The 19,511-nt window shown below is 61.6% G+C and carries 21 protein-coding genes; 6 read left to right on the forward strand and 15 right to left on the reverse strand.

Going from position 1 to position 19,511, the window contains the following annotated elements:
- Positions 1–78 precede the first annotated feature (78 nt).
- The 5 genes from PH552_RS15600 to PH552_RS15620 all read right to left on the reverse strand — a co-directional run bounded on the left by PH552_RS15600 (position 79) and on the right by PH552_RS15620 (position 3,547).
- Entirely contained in the window at positions 79–282 is a 204-nt protein-coding gene (locus tag PH552_RS15600) for a hypothetical protein (protein ID WP_112340668.1), read from the reverse strand.
- Positions 283–383: 101 nt separating this feature from the next.
- Positions 384–1,226 carry an anti-sigma factor gene (locus PH552_RS15605; RefSeq protein ID WP_183762942.1) on the reverse strand — a complete coding sequence of 281 codons (843 nt, stop codon included), beginning with the start codon at positions 1,224–1,226 and terminating at the stop codon, positions 384–386.
- Between the two features lie 3 nt (positions 1,227–1,229).
- Positions 1,230–1,742, reverse strand: coding sequence for an RNA polymerase sigma factor (locus PH552_RS15610; RefSeq protein ID WP_113251084.1), 513 nt, complete (start codon positions 1,740–1,742; stop codon positions 1,230–1,232).
- Between the two features lie 208 nt (positions 1,743–1,950).
- Entirely contained in the window at positions 1,951–2,499 is a 549-nt protein-coding gene (locus PH552_RS15615; protein WP_483315496.1) for a tetratricopeptide repeat protein, read from the reverse strand.
- A gap of 109 nt (positions 2,500–2,608) precedes the next feature.
- The gene (locus PH552_RS15620; RefSeq protein ID WP_285166084.1) at positions 2,609–3,547 is read right to left on the reverse strand and encodes a metallophosphoesterase family protein; all 939 of its coding nucleotides are present in this window, start codon (positions 3,545–3,547) and stop codon (positions 2,609–2,611) included.
- 50 nt (positions 3,548–3,597) lie between these two features.
- On the opposite strand from PH552_RS15620, the gene PH552_RS15625 reads away from it, so the two are divergent.
- Positions 3,598–4,089, forward strand: a complete 492-nt coding sequence (locus PH552_RS15625; RefSeq protein WP_113251086.1) for an NUDIX domain-containing protein — start codon at positions 3,598–3,600, stop codon at positions 4,087–4,089.
- A gap of 15 nt (positions 4,090–4,104) precedes the next feature.
- On the opposite strand, the gene PH552_RS15630 is transcribed toward PH552_RS15625, so the two are convergent.
- Positions 4,105–5,094 carry a glutathione S-transferase family protein gene (locus PH552_RS15630; protein ID WP_285166085.1) on the reverse strand — a complete coding sequence of 330 codons (990 nt, stop codon included), beginning with the start codon at positions 5,092–5,094 and terminating at the stop codon, positions 4,105–4,107.
- Positions 5,095–5,441: 347 nt separating this feature from the next.
- Here PH552_RS15630 and PH552_RS15635 point away from each other — a divergent pair, with 347 nt between their 5' ends.
- A complete protein-coding gene (locus PH552_RS15635) occupies positions 5,442–6,014 on the forward strand; it encodes a GNAT family N-acetyltransferase (RefSeq protein WP_285166087.1) in 573 nt (190 codons plus the stop codon).
- 32 nt (positions 6,015–6,046) lie between these two features.
- Here PH552_RS15635 and PH552_RS15640 read toward each other — a convergent pair whose 3' ends face one another.
- Genes PH552_RS15640 through PH552_RS15660 form a run of 5 tightly spaced genes read right to left on the reverse strand, consistent with a single transcriptional unit; the run spans position 6,047 to position 13,328 of the window.
- The gene (locus PH552_RS15640) at positions 6,047–6,469 is read right to left on the reverse strand and encodes a GNAT family N-acetyltransferase (RefSeq protein WP_285166088.1); all 423 of its coding nucleotides are present in this window, start codon (positions 6,467–6,469) and stop codon (positions 6,047–6,049) included.
- Between the two features lie 5 nt (positions 6,470–6,474).
- Positions 6,475–8,547: a hypothetical protein gene (locus PH552_RS15645; protein WP_285166089.1), complete on the reverse strand. Its 2,073-nt coding sequence runs from the start codon at positions 8,545–8,547 to the stop codon at positions 6,475–6,477.
- 1 nt (position 8,548) lies between these two features.
- The gene (locus tag PH552_RS15650) at positions 8,549–11,374 is read right to left on the reverse strand and encodes a DUF4159 domain-containing protein (RefSeq protein ID WP_285166091.1); all 2,826 of its coding nucleotides are present in this window, start codon (positions 11,372–11,374) and stop codon (positions 8,549–8,551) included.
- Positions 11,371–12,291: a DUF58 domain-containing protein gene (locus PH552_RS15655; protein ID WP_285166093.1), complete on the reverse strand. Its 921-nt coding sequence runs from the start codon at positions 12,289–12,291 to the stop codon at positions 11,371–11,373. Before PH552_RS15655 ends, PH552_RS15650 begins: the two co-directional genes overlap by 4 nt.
- 26 nt (positions 12,292–12,317) lie before the next feature.
- A complete protein-coding gene (locus PH552_RS15660; protein ID WP_285166094.1) occupies positions 12,318–13,328 on the reverse strand; it encodes an AAA family ATPase in 1,011 nt (336 codons plus the stop codon).
- 167 nt (positions 13,329–13,495) lie between these two features.
- Here PH552_RS15660 and PH552_RS15665 point away from each other — a divergent pair, with 167 nt between their 5' ends.
- Genes PH552_RS15665 through PH552_RS15675 form a run of 3 tightly spaced genes read left to right on the forward strand, consistent with a single transcriptional unit; the run spans position 13,496 to position 16,004 of the window.
- Positions 13,496–14,119: a DUF1285 domain-containing protein gene (locus PH552_RS15665; RefSeq protein ID WP_285166095.1), complete on the forward strand. Its 624-nt coding sequence runs from the start codon at positions 13,496–13,498 to the stop codon at positions 14,117–14,119.
- Entirely contained in the window at positions 14,116–14,751 is a 636-nt protein-coding gene (locus PH552_RS15670) for an NUDIX hydrolase (protein WP_285166096.1), read from the forward strand. Before PH552_RS15665 ends, PH552_RS15670 begins: the two co-directional genes overlap by 4 nt.
- Positions 14,748–16,004 carry a CCA tRNA nucleotidyltransferase gene (locus tag PH552_RS15675; RefSeq protein WP_285166097.1) on the forward strand — a complete coding sequence of 419 codons (1,257 nt, stop codon included), beginning with the start codon at positions 14,748–14,750 and terminating at the stop codon, positions 16,002–16,004. Before PH552_RS15670 ends, PH552_RS15675 begins: the two co-directional genes overlap by 4 nt.
- A gap of 26 nt (positions 16,005–16,030) precedes the next feature.
- On the opposite strand, the gene PH552_RS15680 is transcribed toward PH552_RS15675, so the two are convergent.
- From PH552_RS15680 to hemF, 3 genes are all read right to left on the reverse strand, one after another.
- Positions 16,031–16,216, reverse strand: coding sequence for a DUF1059 domain-containing protein (locus tag PH552_RS15680; protein ID WP_112340683.1), 186 nt, complete (start codon positions 16,214–16,216; stop codon positions 16,031–16,033).
- Between the two features lie 142 nt (positions 16,217–16,358).
- Positions 16,359–16,637 (reverse strand): hypothetical protein, encoded by a 279-nt coding sequence (locus tag PH552_RS15685; protein WP_112340684.1) that lies wholly within the window; start codon positions 16,635–16,637, stop codon positions 16,359–16,361.
- Positions 16,638–16,830: 193 nt separating this feature from the next.
- Positions 16,831–17,742, reverse strand: coding sequence for an oxygen-dependent coproporphyrinogen oxidase (hemF, locus tag PH552_RS15690; protein ID WP_285166098.1), 912 nt, complete (start codon positions 17,740–17,742; stop codon positions 16,831–16,833).
- 174 nt (positions 17,743–17,916) lie between these two features.
- Between hemF and PH552_RS15695 the strand changes: the two genes are divergently transcribed.
- Positions 17,917–18,174, forward strand: coding sequence for a hypothetical protein (locus PH552_RS15695; RefSeq protein WP_095435419.1), 258 nt, complete (start codon positions 17,917–17,919; stop codon positions 18,172–18,174).
- Positions 18,175–18,263: 89 nt separating this feature from the next.
- Here PH552_RS15695 and PH552_RS15700 read toward each other — a convergent pair whose 3' ends face one another.
- Entirely contained in the window at positions 18,264–19,421 is a 1,158-nt protein-coding gene (locus tag PH552_RS15700; protein ID WP_285166099.1) for a hypothetical protein, read from the reverse strand.
- Between the last annotated feature and the right edge of the window lie 90 nt (positions 19,422–19,511).

Consider the following 19,511-nt stretch of genomic DNA (forward strand, 5'->3'; position numbering starts at 1 on the left):
CAGCAATTGTATCATGATCGCTCGACACGGCTCGCGTCGAAGTCGTCCGAGGATATGTGCTTCAATGGCGTATTTTGTTCAAGGCCTGCCCTTGGCAAGCTCTTCGCGCTGCTTCGTCAGGCGCTCGAGTTCTTCTTCCTGTTCGGCAATCCGCTCCGACGTCCGTTCTTCGTCGGCTGCGCCGGAGAAGGCGGCGGCTTGCTCGATCAGTTCGCGAAGATTGTCTCTTATCACCGCAATGCGCCTGTCGATTTCCGGAATGGTCAGCAGAACGTCGGACATGTGGAAACTCCAGTAAGAATATCGGCCTCATGCGATTGCCGCAGGGTCATTATCCATCCGCGAGCGTTCGGCTGCAAGCTGCAAAGAAAGAGAGGGGGCGGTCAGATCTCCGACGATACCCTATTGGCGATCTGGTCGAGCATCGCATCCGAGGACGGGCCGACGACGGCGTAGGTCGCGCCATCGCGATGCCAGGACACGATGCTGATATCGTCCTTGATGGTCTCGTTGAAATCGTTGTCGTTGGCGGCGCCGTCAGTCTTGGTGAAACAGACGGCGACGACATCGCCGTCGAGATTCTTATAGATCAGCTGGCCAACGGGCTTGCCGCCGGCGATGAACATCCGCGCGCCCTGGAAGACAAGGCCGTCGGCAGCCAGATCCGGGAAATTGAACTTGACGCCGACCGTGCTGCCCAGCCACTTGCTGATTTCGTCCAGTTCGCTTGCCTGCAGTTCGACCATATGGCGCGGCTGGCGCGAATAGATGCGATGATAGGCGGCTATGTCATCCAGCCAGTTTCGTGTCGCGGCCTGGGCCGGGGTGACGGGTGCCGCCTCCGGCGCATTGGCGGGTTGTGCGCCCAGGAGATATCCTATGCCGCCGCCGACCGCGAAGAGGATCAGGGCTGCCGCCAGCGACTGCCTGCCGTTCGGCGCCAATTTCAGGGATGGCCTGGCGAGACGGGGAGAAGGGTCGCGAGTCTTCGGGGGCTGGGCGCTCTTGATGGAACGGACGAGTGCAAGCGGGACAGGCTCTTTCAAAACCTCGTCGAAAGCCTTGCGGCCGACATCGGAACCATGCTTCAGCTCATCGAATATGCGCTGCGCATTCGGATCGGAAGCGATGAGCTTTTCCAGCTCTTCCTTTTCTTCCCGGGTCGTCTCGCCATCCATGAAGGCGGACAAGCGGACTTCGAGCGGCGTTTTTTTCATGTCCTGCAATGCTTAAAACCTTCGAGGCGAGCGGCTATGACCTTGAGAGGCAAGGTAAAGGCGTGCGCTGGAGAGTCGCGACATCACTGCCGACAGCGGAATGCCGAGGATATCGGCCGCCTGCTTGTAGCTGTGTCCTTCGACATCGACCAGCAGGAAGACACTGGCAAGTCCTTCGGGCAAAGATGTGACGAGGCGATGCGCTTCCCCCGCTTCAACCGGATTTAAATGTGTTCCGGATGCCGGGTCGCCCTCTTCCAGAGCATTGCCCTTGCCGGCAGGGCGCAACTTGTGGCGCCGCGCCTCGTCGATCCATTGATGCCGAGCCATGGTGTAGAGCCAGCTCTCCAATTTGCCGCCGCTGTTCCACAGATGGAATTTGGCGATGCCGCGCTGACAGACGCTCTGCACAAGCTCATCCGCCTCGGCCAGATCGCCGGTCAGCGTTACCGCGAAGCGCCGAAGCTTCGGAAGAAGGCCGACCAGATCGCGTCTGATATCGATGGCTGCTACCGGCGTTGGCATGGTCTTTCCAAAGAAGCGTTGGAGGTTGTCACATGGGCGACGTGCTTCCGCAAAGAGTGATCTTTCCCTTGGAAAAGGTGATGCGAGCAGAATGTTCGTCCTGTGTTGGTATGAACCATTTCCGTGCCGTTTCGCAAGCCTTCAAAACACTCGCACTTAACTGTCCTTCTCCGGGCGGCGGTCTGTGCATGCGCTGACCCATGCTGTCTCAATAGGTGACATGGCCCTTCAGCGATTGCAGTAGTGAGCGGTAAGCCCAGCTATTTTCGCCGCCGCGATCGCGGATCTCTACCAGCTGCACGCGGGCGCCCTGAACATCGCCCTGCTCGAGAAGGGCCTGTCCCATATAGGAGCGCGCAAGGATATAATTCTCGTCGCGTTGCAGCGCCTTGCGATAGTAGCTCATGCCGAGCTCCATGCGGCCTGCTTTGCGATTGGCGTAACCAAGGTAGTTGAGGATGCGGGGGTCGTCCTGGTTCCTCGCCAGCTTCAGGACGGTGATGGCGTTATCATACTGCCCCGCATAGGCGAATTCGCGCGCTGCCTGGAACAGTTGATCGTCATTGAAGGCGCTTTGCTTCGGCTTCACGCATTGCTTCTTATCCTTGTCCCAAACCTTGCCATCGGTGCATTGGGTGGTCGTCTTGCTCTTTGGCGGCGGGGCCGTTTCGTCATTTTCGGAGCCGGCGGCGATGGCCTGGAGGCTGGCGGCAGCCAAGAATCCGGCGGCGACCGCCACAGTTGAAAAGCTTTTCATCACCGCCTTGAAACCCATCCTATCCTCCCGGGATTCCGATGGTCCGATTGTAGCTCCGTATCTTAGAAAACGCTACCGAAACGATGCGCGCGACGTTCTAAAATGCGGATCATGTCGCCAGGATATCGATGCCTTCCGGATCGACGCCATTGCCGTTGTCGTTGAGGCTGTAGCGTTCGGCCTTCAACTCCCAGGCGCCGGGACGACCGGCGATCGTAAAGAGATTGTAGGCGGCGCGCGGCTTCAGGCCACCGACCCCTTGCGAGGCGGAAGCGATCCCGACGATCGGCACGGGACCCATATGGCCGCGCAGCCAATGCAAGGTGTTGAGATGCGTGTGCCCGTGCAGGACCAGTTCGGCCCCGCCCGTCGAGAGGACCGCCGCAAAGCGGCGGATGCCGATCATGCGCTTGTAGAAGCTGGTCGCGCCGCGAATCGGCGGGTGATGGATCATGACGACACGAAAGAGCCCGGCATCGCCGGCAGCGCGCAGGATATTGACCGTCTCGCGCGCCTGGCGGGCGGAGTAGAAGCCGCTGGCGGCAAAGGGCGGCGTGGCGACTGCGGTCGAGCAGCCGATCAGCGCCACTTGATCCCGGATGCGCAGATAGGGAAAAATGCGCTGGTCTTCCTGCCATTCGGCGGGAGCGTGATCGCCGCTCACATAGGGATACCAGGCACGCATGGCCTTTTCGTAGGCACCGGGCACATAGGCATCGTGATTGCCCGGCACGACTGACGTGCGCAGCGGATCGCCGACCGTCTTCAGCCATGCTGCTGCGGTCTGGATCTCCATGCCGCTCGCAAGATTGACGAGATCGCCGGTTACGGCCAGATGATCGGCCTGCTTTGCCCTTATGTCGTCAAGAAGGAGATCAAGCGTACCGCCAAAAAGGTGCTTGCGCCGGTTTCGGTGCCAGTTCACAAATCCGGTAATGCGTTTGGAGGCGAGCTCTCTGATCGAAAGGCGTGGCAGCGGACCAAGGTGAACATCGGAAATATGCGCGAGCTTGAACATGGGATGAGACATAGCCCACTCTATTGTCAAAACAAATACATGCCCAACCTCAATGCGGATCGGGACATCGGGTTTCACGCATGAGCGACGATATTTCGAGGGACGAAAAGCAGAGTTTGGCAGTGCGGTTGTTCGGCCGGGCGCTGCATGTCTATTTCGGCCTGACTCGCAGCATGACGCTTGGCGTGCGCGCCGCCTGCTTCGATCGGGAGGGGCGAGTGTTCCTGGTGCGCCACTCCTATATCGCCGGCTGGCATATGCCCGGCGGCGGCGTCGAACGTCATGAGACGGTGGAGGAAGCACTTGCGAAGGAGCTGCGGGAGGAGGGCAATCTGGTGATCTCGGGCCGGCCGCAGCTCTTCCACGTCTATTTCAACAATCGCATCAGCAAAAGAGACCACGTCGTTTTCTACCGTGTCGAGGTCACGCAGACCGCGCCGCGCAAGCCGGATCGCGAAATCGTCGAAAGCGGTTTCTTCGCGCTCGATGCGCTGCCGCCCGGAACGACGAAGGCAACCTATCGCAGGCTGAAGGAATTGGAAGGAGCGGAAGCCCCTTCCAATCACTGGTAGCCACCGGCATTCAAATCACGCGGCTTTTGCCAGTCGCTCGCGGCCGTGCGGGCGATCAAAGTCCAGATCGGGGCCGACCGGCACGATGCCTGTCGGATTGATCGTCTTGTGGCTGCGATAATAGTGGTTCTTGATATGCGTCAGGTTCACCGTCTCGGCAACGCCGGCGATCTGATAGAGATCCCGCAGATAGGCCGAGAGGTTGGCATAATCGGCGATGCGGCGGATGTTGCATTTGAAATGGCCGACATAAACGGCATCGAAGCGGATGAGCGTCGTGAACAGGCGCCAGTCGGCTTCCGTCAGCCGGTCTCCGAACAGATAGCGCTTCGTCGCCAGCCGCTTGTCCAGCATATCGAGGGTTTCGAAGAGGCGAAGTGCGTTTTCCTGGTAGGCTTCCTGCGTCGTTGCAAAGCCGGCCTTGTAGACGCCGTTGTTGACGGTATCGTAGACGCGCTCGTTCAATGCATCGATATCGGCGCTGAGATCGGCGGGATAGAAATCCGCCTTGGAGCCGGTGAGGCCATCGAAGGCGGTATTGAACATGCGAATGATTTCGGCCGATTCGTTGTTAACGATCGTGCCGGTCTGCTTGTCCCATAGAACGGGAACGGTCACCCGGCCGGAATAATGCGGATCGGCCTTGATATAGACCTCCCAGAGCTTCGTCGCGCCGAAGAGATGGTCGACGGTGCCGCCGTCTGTGCCTTTGAACTCCCAGCCATTTTCCAGCATCAGCGGATCGACGATCGAGACCGAGATCAGCTCCTCCAGCTTCTTCAGCTTGCGGAAGATCAGGGTCCGATGTGCCCAGGGGCAGGCGAGCGAGACGTAGAGATGGTAGCGCCCGGCTTCAGCCTTGAAGCCGCCGGTGCCTGTCGGCCCAGCGCTGCCATCCGCGGTCACCCAGTTTCGGAACTGCGACGCGGCGCGCTTGAAATGGCCCTTCGTTTCTTTGGTATCGTACCAGACGTCATGCCAGACGCCGTCCACCAACATGCCCATTGCTTGATCCTTTCGGGAAACTGCCGAAACTATATATCAAGAGATACGGCATGCACGCCGGATTTCGAGACGGCAAATGATGAACACTGCGTCGCATGCATGGCTGAGAGGCTTCGGGCACCGGCGTTATGCGTGAAGGCCAGGATGTGGGCACGATGCCGCATTAAAAAATGGCACCATGTATTTTGCATTGGACGCGCCGGATATTTCCTGCTATCCGGCTTTTCACAATTTAAGGACCCTTGTCATGAAAGTAGCCAGAAGCCTGCGACGACGCCGATGATCTTGAACGCTCCACGAGCGCTTCCGGAAACAATATCGTTCGTCTATCTGGTTTCACTGGTCTAATGTACAAGCACGATCTGGTCTACCTCACTGAGGATGCGTCGCACGACGCCGTCATCGAAATCATCAACGAAGAAGCGTTCGGTCCTGGCCGGTTTACGCGCGCTGCCGCTCGCATTCGCGAACAGGGGCCGCATGACCGGTCGCTGTCCTTCATCTGCGCCGACGATGGCGAGACGATCGCCTCCGTGCGGATGACGCCGGTGCTGGCCGGATCGGTCAAGGGCCATCTGCTCGGCCCGCTTGCCGTGCGCCCCTCCCACAAGAACAAGGGCATCGGCCGCGAGCTCGTGCGCATCGCCGTCGAGGCCGCCAAGCGCAAGGGCTCGGAAGCCGTCATCCTCGTCGGCGATCCACCCTATTATGGTCCGCTCGGTTTCGAGAAGGTCGCCTACAACGCATTGACCTTCCCGGGGCCTGTCGATCCCAACCGGGTGCTGGTCGTGCCGATCGCCGCCGACACGCATGCGCGGTTGCACGGTTCGATCGCCTGGCGCGATGATTCCACTGCGGCTACGGAAGCCGAAGACGACGATCTGGATGAAGTCGTGCAGTTCACGGCGATCGCTGTCTAAGGCGCTATCGATAAAAATCGCCCTGCTTGGTGTCAGCGGGGCGACAACGTCTTCTTCAGAAAGAATCGGCTGCGACCAGCCGGGAAATCCGGCAGTTCGCCGAAGATCGTATAGCCCTGCCGCTGATAGGCTTTCAGCGCCTGCGGATTGAACGTATCGATCCACGCTCCGAAACAGCCGCGCGCGCTTGCCTCCGCTTCCGCTGCCTCTAGCAACTTTCCGGCCATGCCCTGGCCGCGCAGACTTTCGGGCACGAAGAGCCATTGCGTGAACAGCCACCCCCAGGCGGTATAGCCGGAAATGCCGCCGATGGTCCTGCCGGCATCGTCGCGGATAAGGACCGCCAGGGGACGGCGCTTCGAGGGGCCGACATCGGCAGCATTGAAGGCCGTCAATCCCTCGCTGATGGCTGCGAGTTCGCTTTCGCTTGGGGCATCGGTCACGTCAATTTTCATCGCGGTCACCGTCCTTCGCGCCACCATGTGGCGGAGAAGGCAAAGAGGAGGGCGGCAAGACCGGCAAAGCCCGCAAACAGCGGCAGTGTATTGATGCCCTTCAACACGGTTTCGTCGGTCATGCGGATGGTCAGGCGCTGGTTGTCGGCGACGCGCACGGCGCCGCGCACGGGAAGGACCTGGGGCACTGTCACGCTGCCATTGACGCCGGCAACCCGGGTGACGAGACCCTTTGTTTTCTGCGACAGCGGCTTCAGCGTCTCGGTGGTCGAGATCATCGCCCGGAATTCCGGGGCATCGATGGCGCCGATATGGACGAGCGTCGACAGATTGCCATTGGCAATCTGATAGAGCCCGATCTCGTCCATATGTTTTTCGGCCTGATAGAGACCCGGCTGCGTCTGTTTCAGCGGCAATGTCTGTGACCTGCCGGATGGCGATTTGATCGTGGCGGGGCCGGGATCGTCGCCGATGGTCTGGCGCGTCACCTGCAGCGTGCGGCCGGCGGCGTTCGCAGTCAGCGCTTCTTCCTCCAGCGCCGGCTCCTTCAACAGCCAGTGGGCGATGCGGCGATAGAGGGACACGTGCGGGCCGCCGCCTTCGAAGCCGCGCGCCCAGAGCCAGCCTTCGTCGGAGAGCAGCATGGCGACACGGCCTTGGCCGACGCGGTTCAGCACCAGCAAGGGGCTGTTATTCGCGCCGACCATCACGGTCTGTCCCTGCGGCCGTTCGACATCGACGCTGCGGAACCAGCGGCCCCAATGCGGCGGCTCGGCGTCGGATCCATCCAGACCGCGTGTCACGGGATGTTTGCGGCCCTGATCCGACAGACGCGGATAGAAGGCCTTCTCGATCATCTGGCCCGTCGGCTCGGCCGGCAGCACGGAAGCTAGCGGCGTCAGCGCGATCGAACTGCCGCCGGCATGTTCCGGACCGGCGGCCACGAGCAGGGCGCCGCCGTTTTCGACATATTGCGCCATATAATCATAATAGATCGTCGGCAGGACGTTCTGGCGATCCTGGTAGCGATCGAAAATGATCAGGTCGAAAGAATTGATCTTGTCGACGAAAAGCTCGCGCGTCGGGAAGGCGATCAGCGACAATTCGTTGATCGGGGTACCGTCCTGCTTGTCCGGCGGACGCAGGATGGTGAAGTGCACGAGATCGACCGAGGCGTCCGATTTCAAAAGGTTGCGCCAAGCGCGCTCGCCGGCATGCGGTTCACCCGAGACGAGCAGAACGCGCATGTTCTGGCGGATGCCTTCGATCAGCTGGACGGTGCGATTGTTGATCGCCGTAACCTCGCCAGGCACCTCGGCGACGGCGAATTCGAGGACATTGTTGCCGGCGCGGGGCACCTTGAAGCTGAAGGGCGTGTCCTGGCCGGGTGTAGCCTGCAGCGTGGCGATTTCGTCGCCGTTCATCTTGACGGTCACTGCCGCCGTGACGCCAGGGCTCTTGCCATCGTCAATGACACGAAAGACGAGCTGCTGCTCGTCGTTGACGATGCCGAAACGAGGGGCGCGTACGATTTCGATGCGGCGATCGAATTCGTCCGGCTTGCCTGTGATTAGCCCGTGGATGGGTGCGTCGAAGCCGAGTTGCTGGTTGATGCCGGGGATGTCATGGATCTGGCCGTCCGTGAGGAAGATGGCGCCGCCGATGCGGGCGGGCGGCACGTCCGCGATCGCCGAGGACAGCGCCGAGAAAAGCCGCGTCGAGGGCGATTCTGCTTCCGCCGGATCGCGCACCTCGACGATGCGTGGCTCCATGCGCGGGAATTGCGCCAGCCGGTCCTTGAGCATCGCCAGAGCGTCATCCGTCATCTTGGAGCGTTCCGGTGTCTGCTGGCTGAGACTGCGGTCGACCACGATCGGGACGATGGTCGTCAGCTGCTCGCGATCCTCCTGCATCAGCACCGGGTTGGCGAGCGCAGCCAGGAGAGCAATGCCCGCCAGAGCACGGATCCAGCCGCCGCGAAGGCGCCTGAAGATCGCAAGCGCCGCGATGGCAAGCGTCAGCACCGCCAGAGCGGTCAGGATAGGCCAGGGGAGGAATGGGGCGAAACCGATATTCATATTACTGCCCCAAGCGCTGCAAGATATCCGGAACGTGGACCTGATCGGATTTATAGTTTCCGGTCAGCATGTACATCATGATGTTGACGCCGGTGCGATAGGCGTATTCGCGCTGGGTTTCGTCCGGCGGCACGGTCGGCAGCAGCGGCGAACCGTTTTCATCGATGGCCCAGGCGCCAGCCAGATCATTGCCCGTTATGATGATCGGCGTCACACCGTCGGAGGTTGCGACCGCATTTGCGTCGCGGCGCACATCCTGCCGCGCCTCCACCCAAAGCGGACTATCGGCATAGCGGCCGGGGAAGCTCGACAGAAGATAGAAGGATTTGGTCAGCACGTGTCCTGCCGGTACCGGCTCCAGGGGCGGAATATCGAGATTGGCGAGGATCTGCTGCAAGCGCTGGCCGTTCGGGCTTGGCGTCGAGGTATCGCCCATCGTGTCGATGGCGTCACGGGTGTCGAACAGTACGGTGCCGCCATTGCGCATATAGGCGTCGATGCGGTTGATGGCGTCATTGGAAGGCATCGGCGCGGTCGCTGAAACCGGCCAGTAGATCAGGGGGTAAAAGGCCAACTCGTCCTTGGTCAGGTCCAGCCCGACCGGAGGGCCGGGCTCGAGCGTCGTGCGATAGGTGAGATAGTCGGAGAGGCCGGCAAGGCCGCGCTCCGAGATATGATCGACCTCCGACTCGCCCGTGACGACATAGGCAAGATGGGTCTTATCCAGCCGCGAAAAGATGGTGTCGTCGCCGGGTTTTGAATCGTCGGCCAATGCGATTGCCGGATGCAGGAAGATGGCAAGCGAGGCGGCCAGCAGCAGCATCGCTGCGCCACCCGCCATCGTCTTTGCCGATCTGCCGAGGCGCGGGAAGGCGCCATTCATGAACAATACGATGATGCTGTCGGCCAGCAGGATCAGGAAGGCGAGGGTGAAGAGGATCGGCTTTGCCGACCAGGCTTCTCCGCCGATGAGGCCCTCCCGTGCGACCGCGCCCAAAGCCGAGGCATCCAGCGGTTTTAGTTGCGTGCCGCTCGAAAGCGTATTCAGTGCGACAAAGCCTTCTTCGGAGCCGTAGAGGCCGGGCGGATTGTCGAAACTTGCAATCGACGCTCCCTTGCTGTTCGGTTCCAGCGGGCGCGCGCTGCCGATTTCGCTGGTCAACACGCCCTTTGCGGTCAGGAGCCGGTAAGGCGGCATCGCTTCGCTTCCCTTGGCAGCGGCGCCTTCCGCCGGAGTGACGCCGCCGGCATGGGACAGTTGCACGATCCGGCGCAGCATTTCGACAAAATCGCCTGAGATCGGCAGGTCGGACCATTGCGGCTCGGCGCTGACGTGGAAGAGAACGATGCGGCCAGCCTGCATCTGCTTTTCGGTGACCAGCGGAGTGCCGTCGGCAAGGCTTGCCCAGGTGCGCTCGGCCAGATCCGGCGTCGGCTCGGCCAGGACCTGCCGCTTGATGAGCACATCCTTGGGCTTCGGCATGCCGGCGAAGGGGCCGAAGGCCGGGAAATCGGAAAGTGGCTGCGGCTCTGCCCAGGAAAGTGCGCCGCCGAATGTGCGCTCGCCCTGCCGCAGCGTCACGGGCACGAGCGGATCGTCGGCGGGTGCCGCGGCAAGGCGCGGGCCGGCGAAGCGGACGAGCGTGCCGCCATTCTGGATCCACTTCTGCAGCGGCGCATAGGTTTCCTGCGGCAGGCGGCCGACATCGGCCATGATGATGACCGAGGGATTGCCGGTGAGCAGCTCCGGGATCGATTTGGCGAGATCGGCGCTGTTCGGCTGGATCAGGTCGGCATAGGGCTGGAGGGCGCGCTGGATATAATAGAGTGGCGACAGGATCGGCTGGAATTCGTCGGCTGCCTGACCGGAAAGAAGCGCCACGCGCCGGCGCCGGAAACCATCATCGAGCAGATAGACGCTTCCGGCGCTCGCTTGCCGGTCGAGGCTTATGCGGGCGAAATCATTGCGCATCTCGAAAGGAGCGGCAATGGAGCCGGTGGCGACGGTCTGGCCGCCGGCGAAATCAAGCGAACCGGCGGCGATCGGCCGCCCCTGATTGTCCTGTGCGGTCAGCCCGAGGCGCATCGGGGCGGTACCATTCAGCCGCGTCGCGGTGACGGTCATGTTGTTGGCGGTATTGGCCGCGCCGGTGATTGCAATGATATTTTGACCGTCGCCTTCGATCAGCCGCAGCTCGCCTGGCTGCAGCGCGGCGAGCCGGCTGACGATGTCGTCCTTATCCCTGCTCTCGACGCCATCGGAGATGAAGGCGATCGTGCCGGGCTTGCTGCCGTTGAGCGCGGCCTTAACGGCGTCGGCAGCGCGCTCGCGATCAGGCACCAGCGGCCTTGGATTCATGGCATGCAGCTTGTCACGCGCCGATGTCGCAGCTCCCGGCGTCGCATCATTGCTCTGCTCTGCGGTGAAGGCGATCGATACGGGAATGCTCTTGGCATCCGCATCGTCGATCAGCGCGTCAGCCGTGCGTACGCGGCGTTCCCAGTCGGAGACGCTCGCCCAGCTATTGTCGATCATCAGCACCAGCGGCCCGCCGCTCGATAGCGTATTGGTGCGCGGATTGAACATCGGGTTGGCGATGGCGAGGATGACGAGGGCGGCCAGCAGCATGCGCAGTAGCGTCAGCCACCAGGGGCTGCGCGCCGGCGTTTCCTCGCGCTTGAGGATGGCGGCCAGAATGCGGAGCGGCGGGAACACTTCGGTGCGCGGTTGCGGCGGCGTCAGGCGCAGCAACCACCAGATCGCAGGGAGCAGGATAAGAGCCGCGAGGATGGCGGGCGAGGCGAATGCAAAGGAGAGACCGCTCATGGGTGCCCTCCGGAAGCTACTCTGGCGGGCATGCCGGAAAGATACATATGCACGGTGACCAGCGCTTCGGAGGCCAGCCGGTCCGTGCGGTGGCTGACGAAGGTCCAGCCGAGATGACGCAGCGATTGGCCAAGGTTTTCACGGCGAGCGAGATAGGCGCGCTGATAATCGTCTCGCAGGTTTTCTGCGCGGCCGGCAATCAGCTTCGAGCCCGTTTCGGGATCGCTGAATTCGGTCCGTCCGCTATAGGGAAAGAGCTCTTCGGCGGGATCGGCAACCTCGATCACATGGCCTCGCAAGCCCCGGCGCGCCAAGGGGCCGATCCTGCCCATGACGCTATCGGCATCGTCGAGAAAATCGCCGATCAGCACGATATCGCTCCAGCCACGGATCATTGATGTCTGCGGAAGACCGCCTTCGAGCGGGGTATGCATCAGGGCTGCGGCCAGACGCTCGGCAGCGTTGCGGGTCGAAACCGGCTCCATGATGCCGGGGCAGCCGATACGCTCGCCAGAGCGGGAAAGAATTTCCGCCAGGGCCAGCATCAGGACGAGCGCGCGACCCTCCTTGGACACATGGCCATAGGTCGACTTATACATCATGGACGGCGACAGATCGGCCCAGAGCCAGATCGTATGCGCGGCTTCCCATTCATGATCGCGGATATAGGTATGATCGTCGCGGGCCGAGCGCCGCCAGTCGATGCGCGAAAGGCTTTCACCTTCGGTATAGGGGCGGAACTGCCAGAAATTCTCGCCGATCCCGCGCTTGCGCCGGCCGTGCCAGCCGGCGATCACGGTATTGGCGATGCGCTTGGCTTCGACGAGGCAATCAGGCACGAGGGCGGCACGGCTGCGGGCTCGGGAGAGGGCATCGTTGCCTGAGGTCGGTCTGACGATCTGTCCGATGGATGCCACGCGCTATACTCTCCTCGACATCCGGGTCACGATTTCGACTTGACCAGCCCTGCAATGACATCGCGCACGGACATACCTTCTGCGCGGGCGGCAAAAGTCAGCGCCATGCGGTGTTCCAATACGGGTTCGGCCAGTGCATGAATGTCGTCGATCGACGGCGCAAGCCGGCCTTCGTAAAGGGCGCGGGCGCGGGCGCAGAGCATCATTGCCTGGCCGGCGCGTGGGCCGGGACCCCAGGCGACATGCTTGTCCGTCGAGGCATTGCCCTGGCCCGGACGAGCCGAGCGCACCAGCGACAGGATCGCATCGACCACGCCGTCGCTGACCGGCATCTGCCGGATCAGCTGCTGGATTTCCAAGAGGCGCTCGGCATCGATGACTGCCTGCGGCGTCGCTTCGCTCAAGCCCGTCGTTTCCAGCAGGATGCGGCGCTCGTCGGCAAGCTCGGGATAATCGACGTCGACCTGCAGCAGGAAACGGTCGAGCTGGGCTTCCGGCAGCGGATAGGTGCCTTCCTGTTCCAAAGGATTCTGTGTTGCGAGAACGTGGAAGGGAGCGGGAAGGTCGTAGCGCTGGCCGGCGATGGTGACGTGGTATTCCTGCATGGACTGCAGCAGGGCCGACTGCGTGCGCGGCGAGGCGCGGTTGATTTCGTCGGCCATCAGCAATTGCGCGAAGACCGGTCCCTTGACGAAACGGAAGGAGCGGCGGCCGCTCTCGTCCTGATCCATCACTTCGGAGCCGAGAATATCCGACGGCATCAGGTCGGGGGTGAACTGCACGCGATTGGAGGCAAGGCCGAGCACGGCGCCGAGTGTCGTCACGAGCTTCGTCTTTGCAAGGCCAGGTACGCCGACGAGCAGGGCGTGACCGCCGGCGAGCACGGCGAGCAGCGTGTTTTCCACGACGCTTTCCTGGCCGAAAATGACCTTCGACACCTCTTCGCGGATGCGGGCAATATCGCCAAGCGCCTTTTCGGCTGAGGCGATGATGGCCTGTTCATCGAGGCTCGTTTCGGTCGATTTGATCATGCCCATTTGCGTCTCCAATGGCAGAAAAACGGTGTGCGTGATTCGCAGACGTTACACATTTGCCTCATAATCAATACAACTTATCGCCACCAAGACGGCTGACAAGCACGTTTCAAATGACTATCTCGTGAGAACTGTCATATTCCTGACTAACGACCAACCGGGACAGAAGAATGGCAATCGAGGAAATCAGGACAACGGGCGATGCCGCAAGCCTCGCGGCGCTGATTTCGCGCGCGGCCGGTGATAGCGGCGGCCGTAAGAAGGGGCTGCCGCCCGTCGATCGCTGGAATCCGCCGTTCTGCGGCGATATCGACATGGAAATCAGGGCCGACGGCACCTGGTTTTATCTGGGCACGCCGATCGGCCGCGCGCCGTTGGTTCGGCTGTTTTCCACCGTCCTTCGCAAGGATGCCGATGGGAAGACCTATCTCGTCACGCCTGTGGAAAAGGTCGGCATCCGCGTCATCGATGCGCCTTTCGTGGCTGTCGAGATGAGCGTAACGGAGCGCGACGGCAAGCGCGTGTTGACCTTCCGCACGAATGTCGGCGATGTCGTCGAGGCTGGCAGGGACCATCCGATCCGTTTCGTCATCAGCGGTGAGAACGATGAATTGAAGCCTTACCTGCATGTCCGGGGGCGTCTTGAAGCGCTGGTGACGCGGGCAGTCATGTACGACCTCGTCGAACTCGGCGAACCCGTCGAAATTGCCGGGCGCGAGATGTTCTGCGTGCGCTCAGGGGGCACGATCTTCCCTGTCATGCCGGTTGCGGAACTGGATGCGCTGACTCGATGAGCGAATTCCCTCTTTATTCCGCGGATGAATTCCGGCGTCGCGCCCTCAATCAGAGCGGTGGCCCGATCGATCTCGCCTGGCGCGATCATGGCGATCATCTGCTTAATCCGGAGACCATAGCGCAGGTCGCGGACCTGAAGCTGAAGGATGCTGCCGTACTCGTACCGGTCGTCGACAGCGGCGACGATGCCAAGGTCATCTTCACGCTGAGGACATCCACCCTGCGCAAGCATTCCGGCCAGATCGCCTTTCCGGGCGGTGCTATCGACCCGGAAGATGCCTCGCCGGAAATGGCGGCAGTGCGCGAGGCGGGCGAGGAGATCGGGCTGGCCGACATCTTCATCGAGCCGGTGGCGCGGCTGCCGCATTATCTGGCGGCGACCGGCTTTCGCATCACGCCGATTCTCGCCGTGGTGAAGCCGGGCTTTCATCTGGCTCTCAATCCGACGGAAGTAGAGGATGCCTTCGAGGTGCCGCTCTCCTTCTTGATGGACCCCGACCACCACGTGACCGACACGATGCTCTGGCAGGGAACTGAACGCCATTTCTACCGCATGCCTTATGGGCAGCGCATGATATGGGGCATTACCGCCGGTATCGTCCGCACGCTTTATGAAAGGCTCTATACATGACGTCCGTTGCCGATGAGGCCTGGTTTCGCGATGAGGCATTGCAGCGGGTGCTGTCGTTGCTCGATGCCGAGGGTGGCGAGGGGCGCGTCGTCGGCGGGGCGGTGCGCAACAGCCTGATGGGATTGCCGGTCGCCGATATAGATATAGCGACCACCCTGTTGCCGGAGGCCGTTGTCGAAAGAGCCGAGGCGGCGGGGATCAAGGCGGTGCCAACGGGCATCGCGCATGGCACCGTGACCTTGGTCATTGATGGAAAACCGTTCGAAATCACCACCTTGCGGCGCGATGTGGAGACGGATGGACGCCGCGCCGTGGTTGCTTTCAGCCAGGATTGGCAGGCCGACGCCGAGCGGCGCGACTTGACCATCAATGCGCTCTATGCGTCTGCCGACGGCGAGGTCGTGGATCTTGTCGGCGGGCTGGCCGATCTGGAGCGCCGCAATATCCGCTTCATCGGCGACGCGGCGACACGGATCGCCGAGGATTACTTGCGTATCCTGCGGTTCTTCCGCTTCTTCGCCCACTACGGCAGCGGCCGGCCGGATGCGGACGGGCTTCGCGCCTGCGCCGCTGCGAAGTCGAAGATATCGACGCTCTCGGCCGAGCGCGTCTGGTCGGAAATGAAAAAGCTTCTGGCGGCTCAGGATCCGGGCAGGGCGCTGCTCTGGATGCGCCAGATCGGCATATTGACCGAAGTGCTGCCGGAAACCGAGAAATGGGGCATTGACGCCATTCCGGGGCTTGTCGCCGCCGAGCAGGCGCTCGGCTGGCCGGCGGAGCCGTTGCTGCGGCTCGCCGCGATCGTGCCGCCGGATGCAGCGAGACTTGCAAAACTTGCCGAGCGGTTGCGTCTTTCAAAAGCCGAAGGCGCCTATCTCCAGGCATGGGCGAATGCGCCTGTCGTCAAGGACGATATTTCGGAAGCGGCCTTCGACCGCCTGCTTTATCGCCATGACCCATCGGGCATCCTGGTTCGCCTGAAGCTGGCGCTTGTGACGGCGCGGAGCAAGGCGGAGAGCGATTTCGAGGAAATGGGACGTGCCGCGCGGCTGGGCAAGCTGCTCGAACGAGCGGCAAAATGGAACAGACCCGCTTTCCCGCTCAGCGGTGCGGATGCACTGGCTGCGGGTGTCGCCGCCGGGCCGCGCGTCGGCGAGCTTCTTGGCAAGCTCGAGCAGGAATGGCTCGACGGAAACTTCAAGATGAACCGGGCGAGCCTTCTCGCCCGACTGAAAGAGTTGGCTGCCGCGTGATATCGAGACCCGTTGCCGGCGCCTAATCAGGCCGCATTGGCTTCGTCGCGAATGCGTGCCTTGATATTGTCGACCATGTTTTCCCGAATGATCGTCTCACCATGCGCATCGCGCATGTGCTCGACGGCACGGCGAACCACTTCGGCATCGTCCTGGGCGCGAGTATGCCAGGAGCAGCCCGGCACCAACGTCCCACACTCGAACAGTCGCATATCTTCCTCCTCATCTCTCCAATCGTTCCGGTCCCTCCATGCCAAAGGCGTAGGGCTGAACGACATGGGGCTAAACGCGGTCGGTGGAAAAAAGTTTCTGCCGGCGCCAAGCCTCCCGCTTGCCGCCGGCTGTCTCCCGGATTCAATCCGGCATTGCCCAGGATCTGAAGCAGTCCGATGACTGATACTTCGTAACCGGTGGCTGTCTTGCCGAGCGATCAGCCGCGAAGCGGGCGATGTCGTTCGGTGATTTACCCGCCAGCTGCATCCTCACCTGTTCGATGAAGCAGGATAGCGGCAGGTCGGATCCGCTACGGATCCGCATATCTTCGGCCAGTCGGACGATAAACTCGGGACTATCGACCGTGCGTGAAAGTTTCTGCTCTTTCGAAGCTTCGGTGACGTGTTTCTCTGCTGCCATTTACAACCTCCTCCGATTGAAACGAGCATTAGGTCACTTAGTCACTCCTCCCGCCGATTTCAGGGCATTATCCGATCAACTCCGTCGGATATCTAAAGCGTATCGCGATCTTTCACACTCGCCCATTACACTCCGCATTGCCTGCTTTTGCATGTCGTTATCGCAAAACGCCGCCACACTTGCGCGACATGCATCAGGGCCAACGCACCACCGGCGGCAGGGACGAAAGAATGGACTCCACATTGCCGCCAGTCTTTAGTCCGAATATTGTACCCCTATCGTACAGCAAATTGAACTCCACATAGCGCCCGCGGCGAATTAATTGCTCGTCACGGTCCTCTTCCGTCCATGTTTCGTTGAAATTGGAGCGGACGATGCGCGGGTAGACCATCGTGAAGGCGCGGCCGACGTCGCGGGTGAAGGCAAAATCGGCATTCCAGCCGCCGGCTTCTTCCGAAGAATGCAGCCAGTCGAAGAAGATGCCGCCGATACCGCGCGGCTCGTTGCGGTGCTTCAGGAAGAAATATTCGTCGCACCAGTTCTTGTAGTGCTGATAGTCCGCGACGGCGTGACGGTCGCAGACGATCTGCATGGCGCGATGGAAGAGGGCGCTGTCGGCATCTTCCTGCGTGCGCCGGCGCTCGAGCATCGGCGTCAGGTCAGCGCCGCCGCCGAACCACTGGCTCGTCGTCACCACCATGCGGGTGTTCATGTGCACGGTCGGCACGTTCGGATTGACGGGATGGGCAATCAGCGACAGTCCCGAAGCCCAGAAGCGCGGATCTTCCTCGGCGCCCGGAATCTGGCTGCGGAAATCGGGAGAGAATTCGCCATAGACCGTCGAGGTGTGGACGCCGACCTTTTCGAAGACGCGGCCTTCCATCATCGACATGCGGCCGCCGCCGCCCTGGCCCTTGTCTCTCTGCCAGTCCTTGGCGACGAAGCGGCCGGGCTCCTGGTCGGAAAGGGGGCCGGTCAGCTCGTTCTCCAGCTGCTCGAACTCCGCGCAGATCGTGTCGCGCAGGCTTTCGAACCAATGTCGTGCTGCTTCTTTCTTCTCTTCAATATCCTCGGGTAATCCTTTGGGAAGATTGGGTCGTTCCATTCATGCTCTCCGACGGCGCGAGCAGCCGGCGGCCCGCGATTCGCGCTGTATGTATCGTGAGTTGGAATATCAGCAAGATTGCGGCGCAGCCAGTGCAGCAACGTCGCAGGAGAATCGACTCGCAAATTTCACAATGCGGTATTATGTTCCCTCTCTCAAAGGCGAGGTTTTATCATGAGGATACCTGGACCGCCGCCCCTTGATGGGTTGAGACGCAGAATATTCCGTTACCGGCAGGACCATCCCGCCGGTGGAAAGAGTGAATTCGTTCGCGAGACCTTTTGTCTCAGTCGCCCCGAAGCGCGTGAAAAGGCGCGTGAATGGTTCACCGAATTCCCGAAAGCTGCCTACTGGACCGAAGTCGAAAGCTGGCGTCAGGTCGACGGCGATCGCATCGAATTCACCATGCGGCGCTTGCCATCGGCGGACTGAAACCGCACGACATGGCGCCTGCATGACGGGTGATGGCTCCCGAAGCGTGCTCCCGTTTCTCCGAGGCGGGCTGGCGATGTGTCGCGAGCTCAATGCGGCATGGGCGGTGGCGGATCATCCGATGGACCGAACGCGGGCGGCTGAGCGCTTGGCATGGGCCACGGGGAGAAAGCTTTCTTGACCTTCTCGATCCCAGTCGTGTTGCCACTGGCTGGAGCCGGAGGTGAGGGAGGCTTTGTCTCTGGTATTGCCGCCGGTTCGGTCGCGGCACCGAGCGTTGCAGCTTGGTGTTCTCCAGCTTTCCGATCTTCGGCGACGGGCGATGCCGCAAGAATTTCCATCAGCGTAATGGTCACCGGCAGGTGGCCGCTCAAATCGGTGTTCGTGTGATGCCATGCATGTGCGACGCGCTGATCGGCGCGGATGAACCGTCGGGAATTGATCTCGCCGAACCAGTCCCACTCGCCCATGACATCGACGACATCGGTGAATGCCGACGGCATCGCGATGCGCGTACCGATCGTCACGATCTTGGTATGCTGCGCCAGCTCCGCAACCCGCCCCTCATCCTGCTTCGAGAGGTTATGCAGGGCGGCAGAGAGGACCAGATTGCCTTTGGAGTGGCCCGCCAGCAGAGGGAAGGAGAGGCGGGGATCGGCAAGAAGCGCCTGCACCGTTCTGGTGTCCAGGCTGGTGCGGGCAGCAGTTCCATCGCGCTGCGCTCCAACCTTGGGCCGGCCGGCAAGATCATCCAGGCTTTCAAGCAGCGGCCGCAGCCCCCTCAAATGACCGAAGAAAAACGATCCGCCGAAGGCTTCCGTGATGGCATCGGCTATGCCGTAGCCTGAGACGACGACCGCGACCGGTGCGTCGATCGCATCTGCCACGTTGCGGGCAAAGGCGGCCGCGCCGAGCGCGGAGCCGCCGATGCCGGCGACTGCGAGCGCCCGGGCATTACCGCCGCCGCGCAAGACGAATTCATCGATGGTTTCGCAGAGGGTGAGCGCCCCAAGACCGCTCGGCGGCACGATCAGGATCGCGCCTTCGGCGGCGAGCGAGTCGCTGATATAGAAGGCTTCCTCGGGTGTGATGACCTTGACGTCGTAAAACAGCGCATCGAGAACGAAGTTGCGCTGGCGAAGGCCCTCAAGCGCGAGGTTGCGCAAGGGGGAGTGCTGGAGCCGCTCGGGAAGGCTCAATGTACGTGCGAACTGCGTAAGGGAAAGCGTGAATGCCGTCTGGAACATGGGTCACCTCGTCAAGGCTGCCTGAGTTAGAGCATTCCAGAGCGAAGCTTCTCACACTTTATCCGGCGTGCCAACGCCTATTCGGGTGCG

The sequence above is a fragment of the Rhizobium aureum genome, assembly GCF_030182495.1.
Classification (GTDB): Bacteria; Pseudomonadota; Alphaproteobacteria; order Rhizobiales; family Rhizobiaceae; genus Rhizobium; species Rhizobium tropici_C.

Bases quoted from the DNA above. Each gene is read 5' to 3' on its own strand.
- PH552_RS15600 (WP_112340668.1), bottom strand. From the start codon at position 282: ATGTCCGACGTTCTGCTGACCATTCCGGAAATCGACAGGCGCATTGCG.
- PH552_RS15610 (WP_113251084.1), bottom strand. From the start codon at position 1,742: ATGCCAACGCCGGTAGCAGCCATCGATATCAGACGCGATCTGGTCGGC.
- PH552_RS15615 (WP_483315496.1), bottom strand. From the start codon at position 2,499: ATGAAAAGCTTTTCAACTGTGGCGGTCGCCGCCGGATTCTTGGCTGCC.
- PH552_RS15625 (WP_113251086.1), top strand. From the start codon at position 3,598: ATGAGCGACGATATTTCGAGGGACGAAAAGCAGAGTTTGGCAGTGCGG.
- PH552_RS15630 (WP_285166085.1), bottom strand. From the start codon at position 5,094: ATGGGCATGTTGGTGGACGGCGTCTGGCATGACGTCTGGTACGATACC.
- PH552_RS15635 (WP_285166087.1), top strand. From the start codon at position 5,442: ATGTACAAGCACGATCTGGTCTACCTCACTGAGGATGCGTCGCACGAC.
- PH552_RS15640 (WP_285166088.1), bottom strand. From the start codon at position 6,469: ATGAAAATTGACGTGACCGATGCCCCAAGCGAAAGCGAACTCGCAGCC.
- PH552_RS15645 (WP_285166089.1), bottom strand. From the start codon at position 8,547: ATGAATATCGGTTTCGCCCCATTCCTCCCCTGGCCTATCCTGACCGCT.
- PH552_RS15650 (WP_285166091.1), bottom strand. From the start codon at position 11,374: ATGAGCGGTCTCTCCTTTGCATTCGCCTCGCCCGCCATCCTCGCGGCT.
- PH552_RS15660 (WP_285166094.1), bottom strand. From the start codon at position 13,328: ATGGGCATGATCAAATCGACCGAAACGAGCCTCGATGAACAGGCCATC.
- PH552_RS15665 (WP_285166095.1), top strand. From the start codon at position 13,496: ATGGCAATCGAGGAAATCAGGACAACGGGCGATGCCGCAAGCCTCGCG.
- PH552_RS15670 (WP_285166096.1), top strand. From the start codon at position 14,116: ATGAGCGAATTCCCTCTTTATTCCGCGGATGAATTCCGGCGTCGCGCC.
- PH552_RS15675 (WP_285166097.1), top strand. From the start codon at position 14,748: ATGACGTCCGTTGCCGATGAGGCCTGGTTTCGCGATGAGGCATTGCAG.
- PH552_RS15680 (WP_112340683.1), bottom strand. From the start codon at position 16,216: ATGCGACTGTTCGAGTGTGGGACGTTGGTGCCGGGCTGCTCCTGGCAT.
- PH552_RS15685 (WP_112340684.1), bottom strand. From the start codon at position 16,637: ATGGCAGCAGAGAAACACGTCACCGAAGCTTCGAAAGAGCAGAAACTT.
- hemF (WP_285166098.1), bottom strand. From the start codon at position 17,742: ATGGAACGACCCAATCTTCCCAAAGGATTACCCGAGGATATTGAAGAG.
- PH552_RS15695 (WP_095435419.1), top strand. From the start codon at position 17,917: ATGAGGATACCTGGACCGCCGCCCCTTGATGGGTTGAGACGCAGAATA.
- PH552_RS15700 (WP_285166099.1), bottom strand. From the start codon at position 19,421: ATGTTCCAGACGGCATTCACGCTTTCCCTTACGCAGTTCGCACGTACA.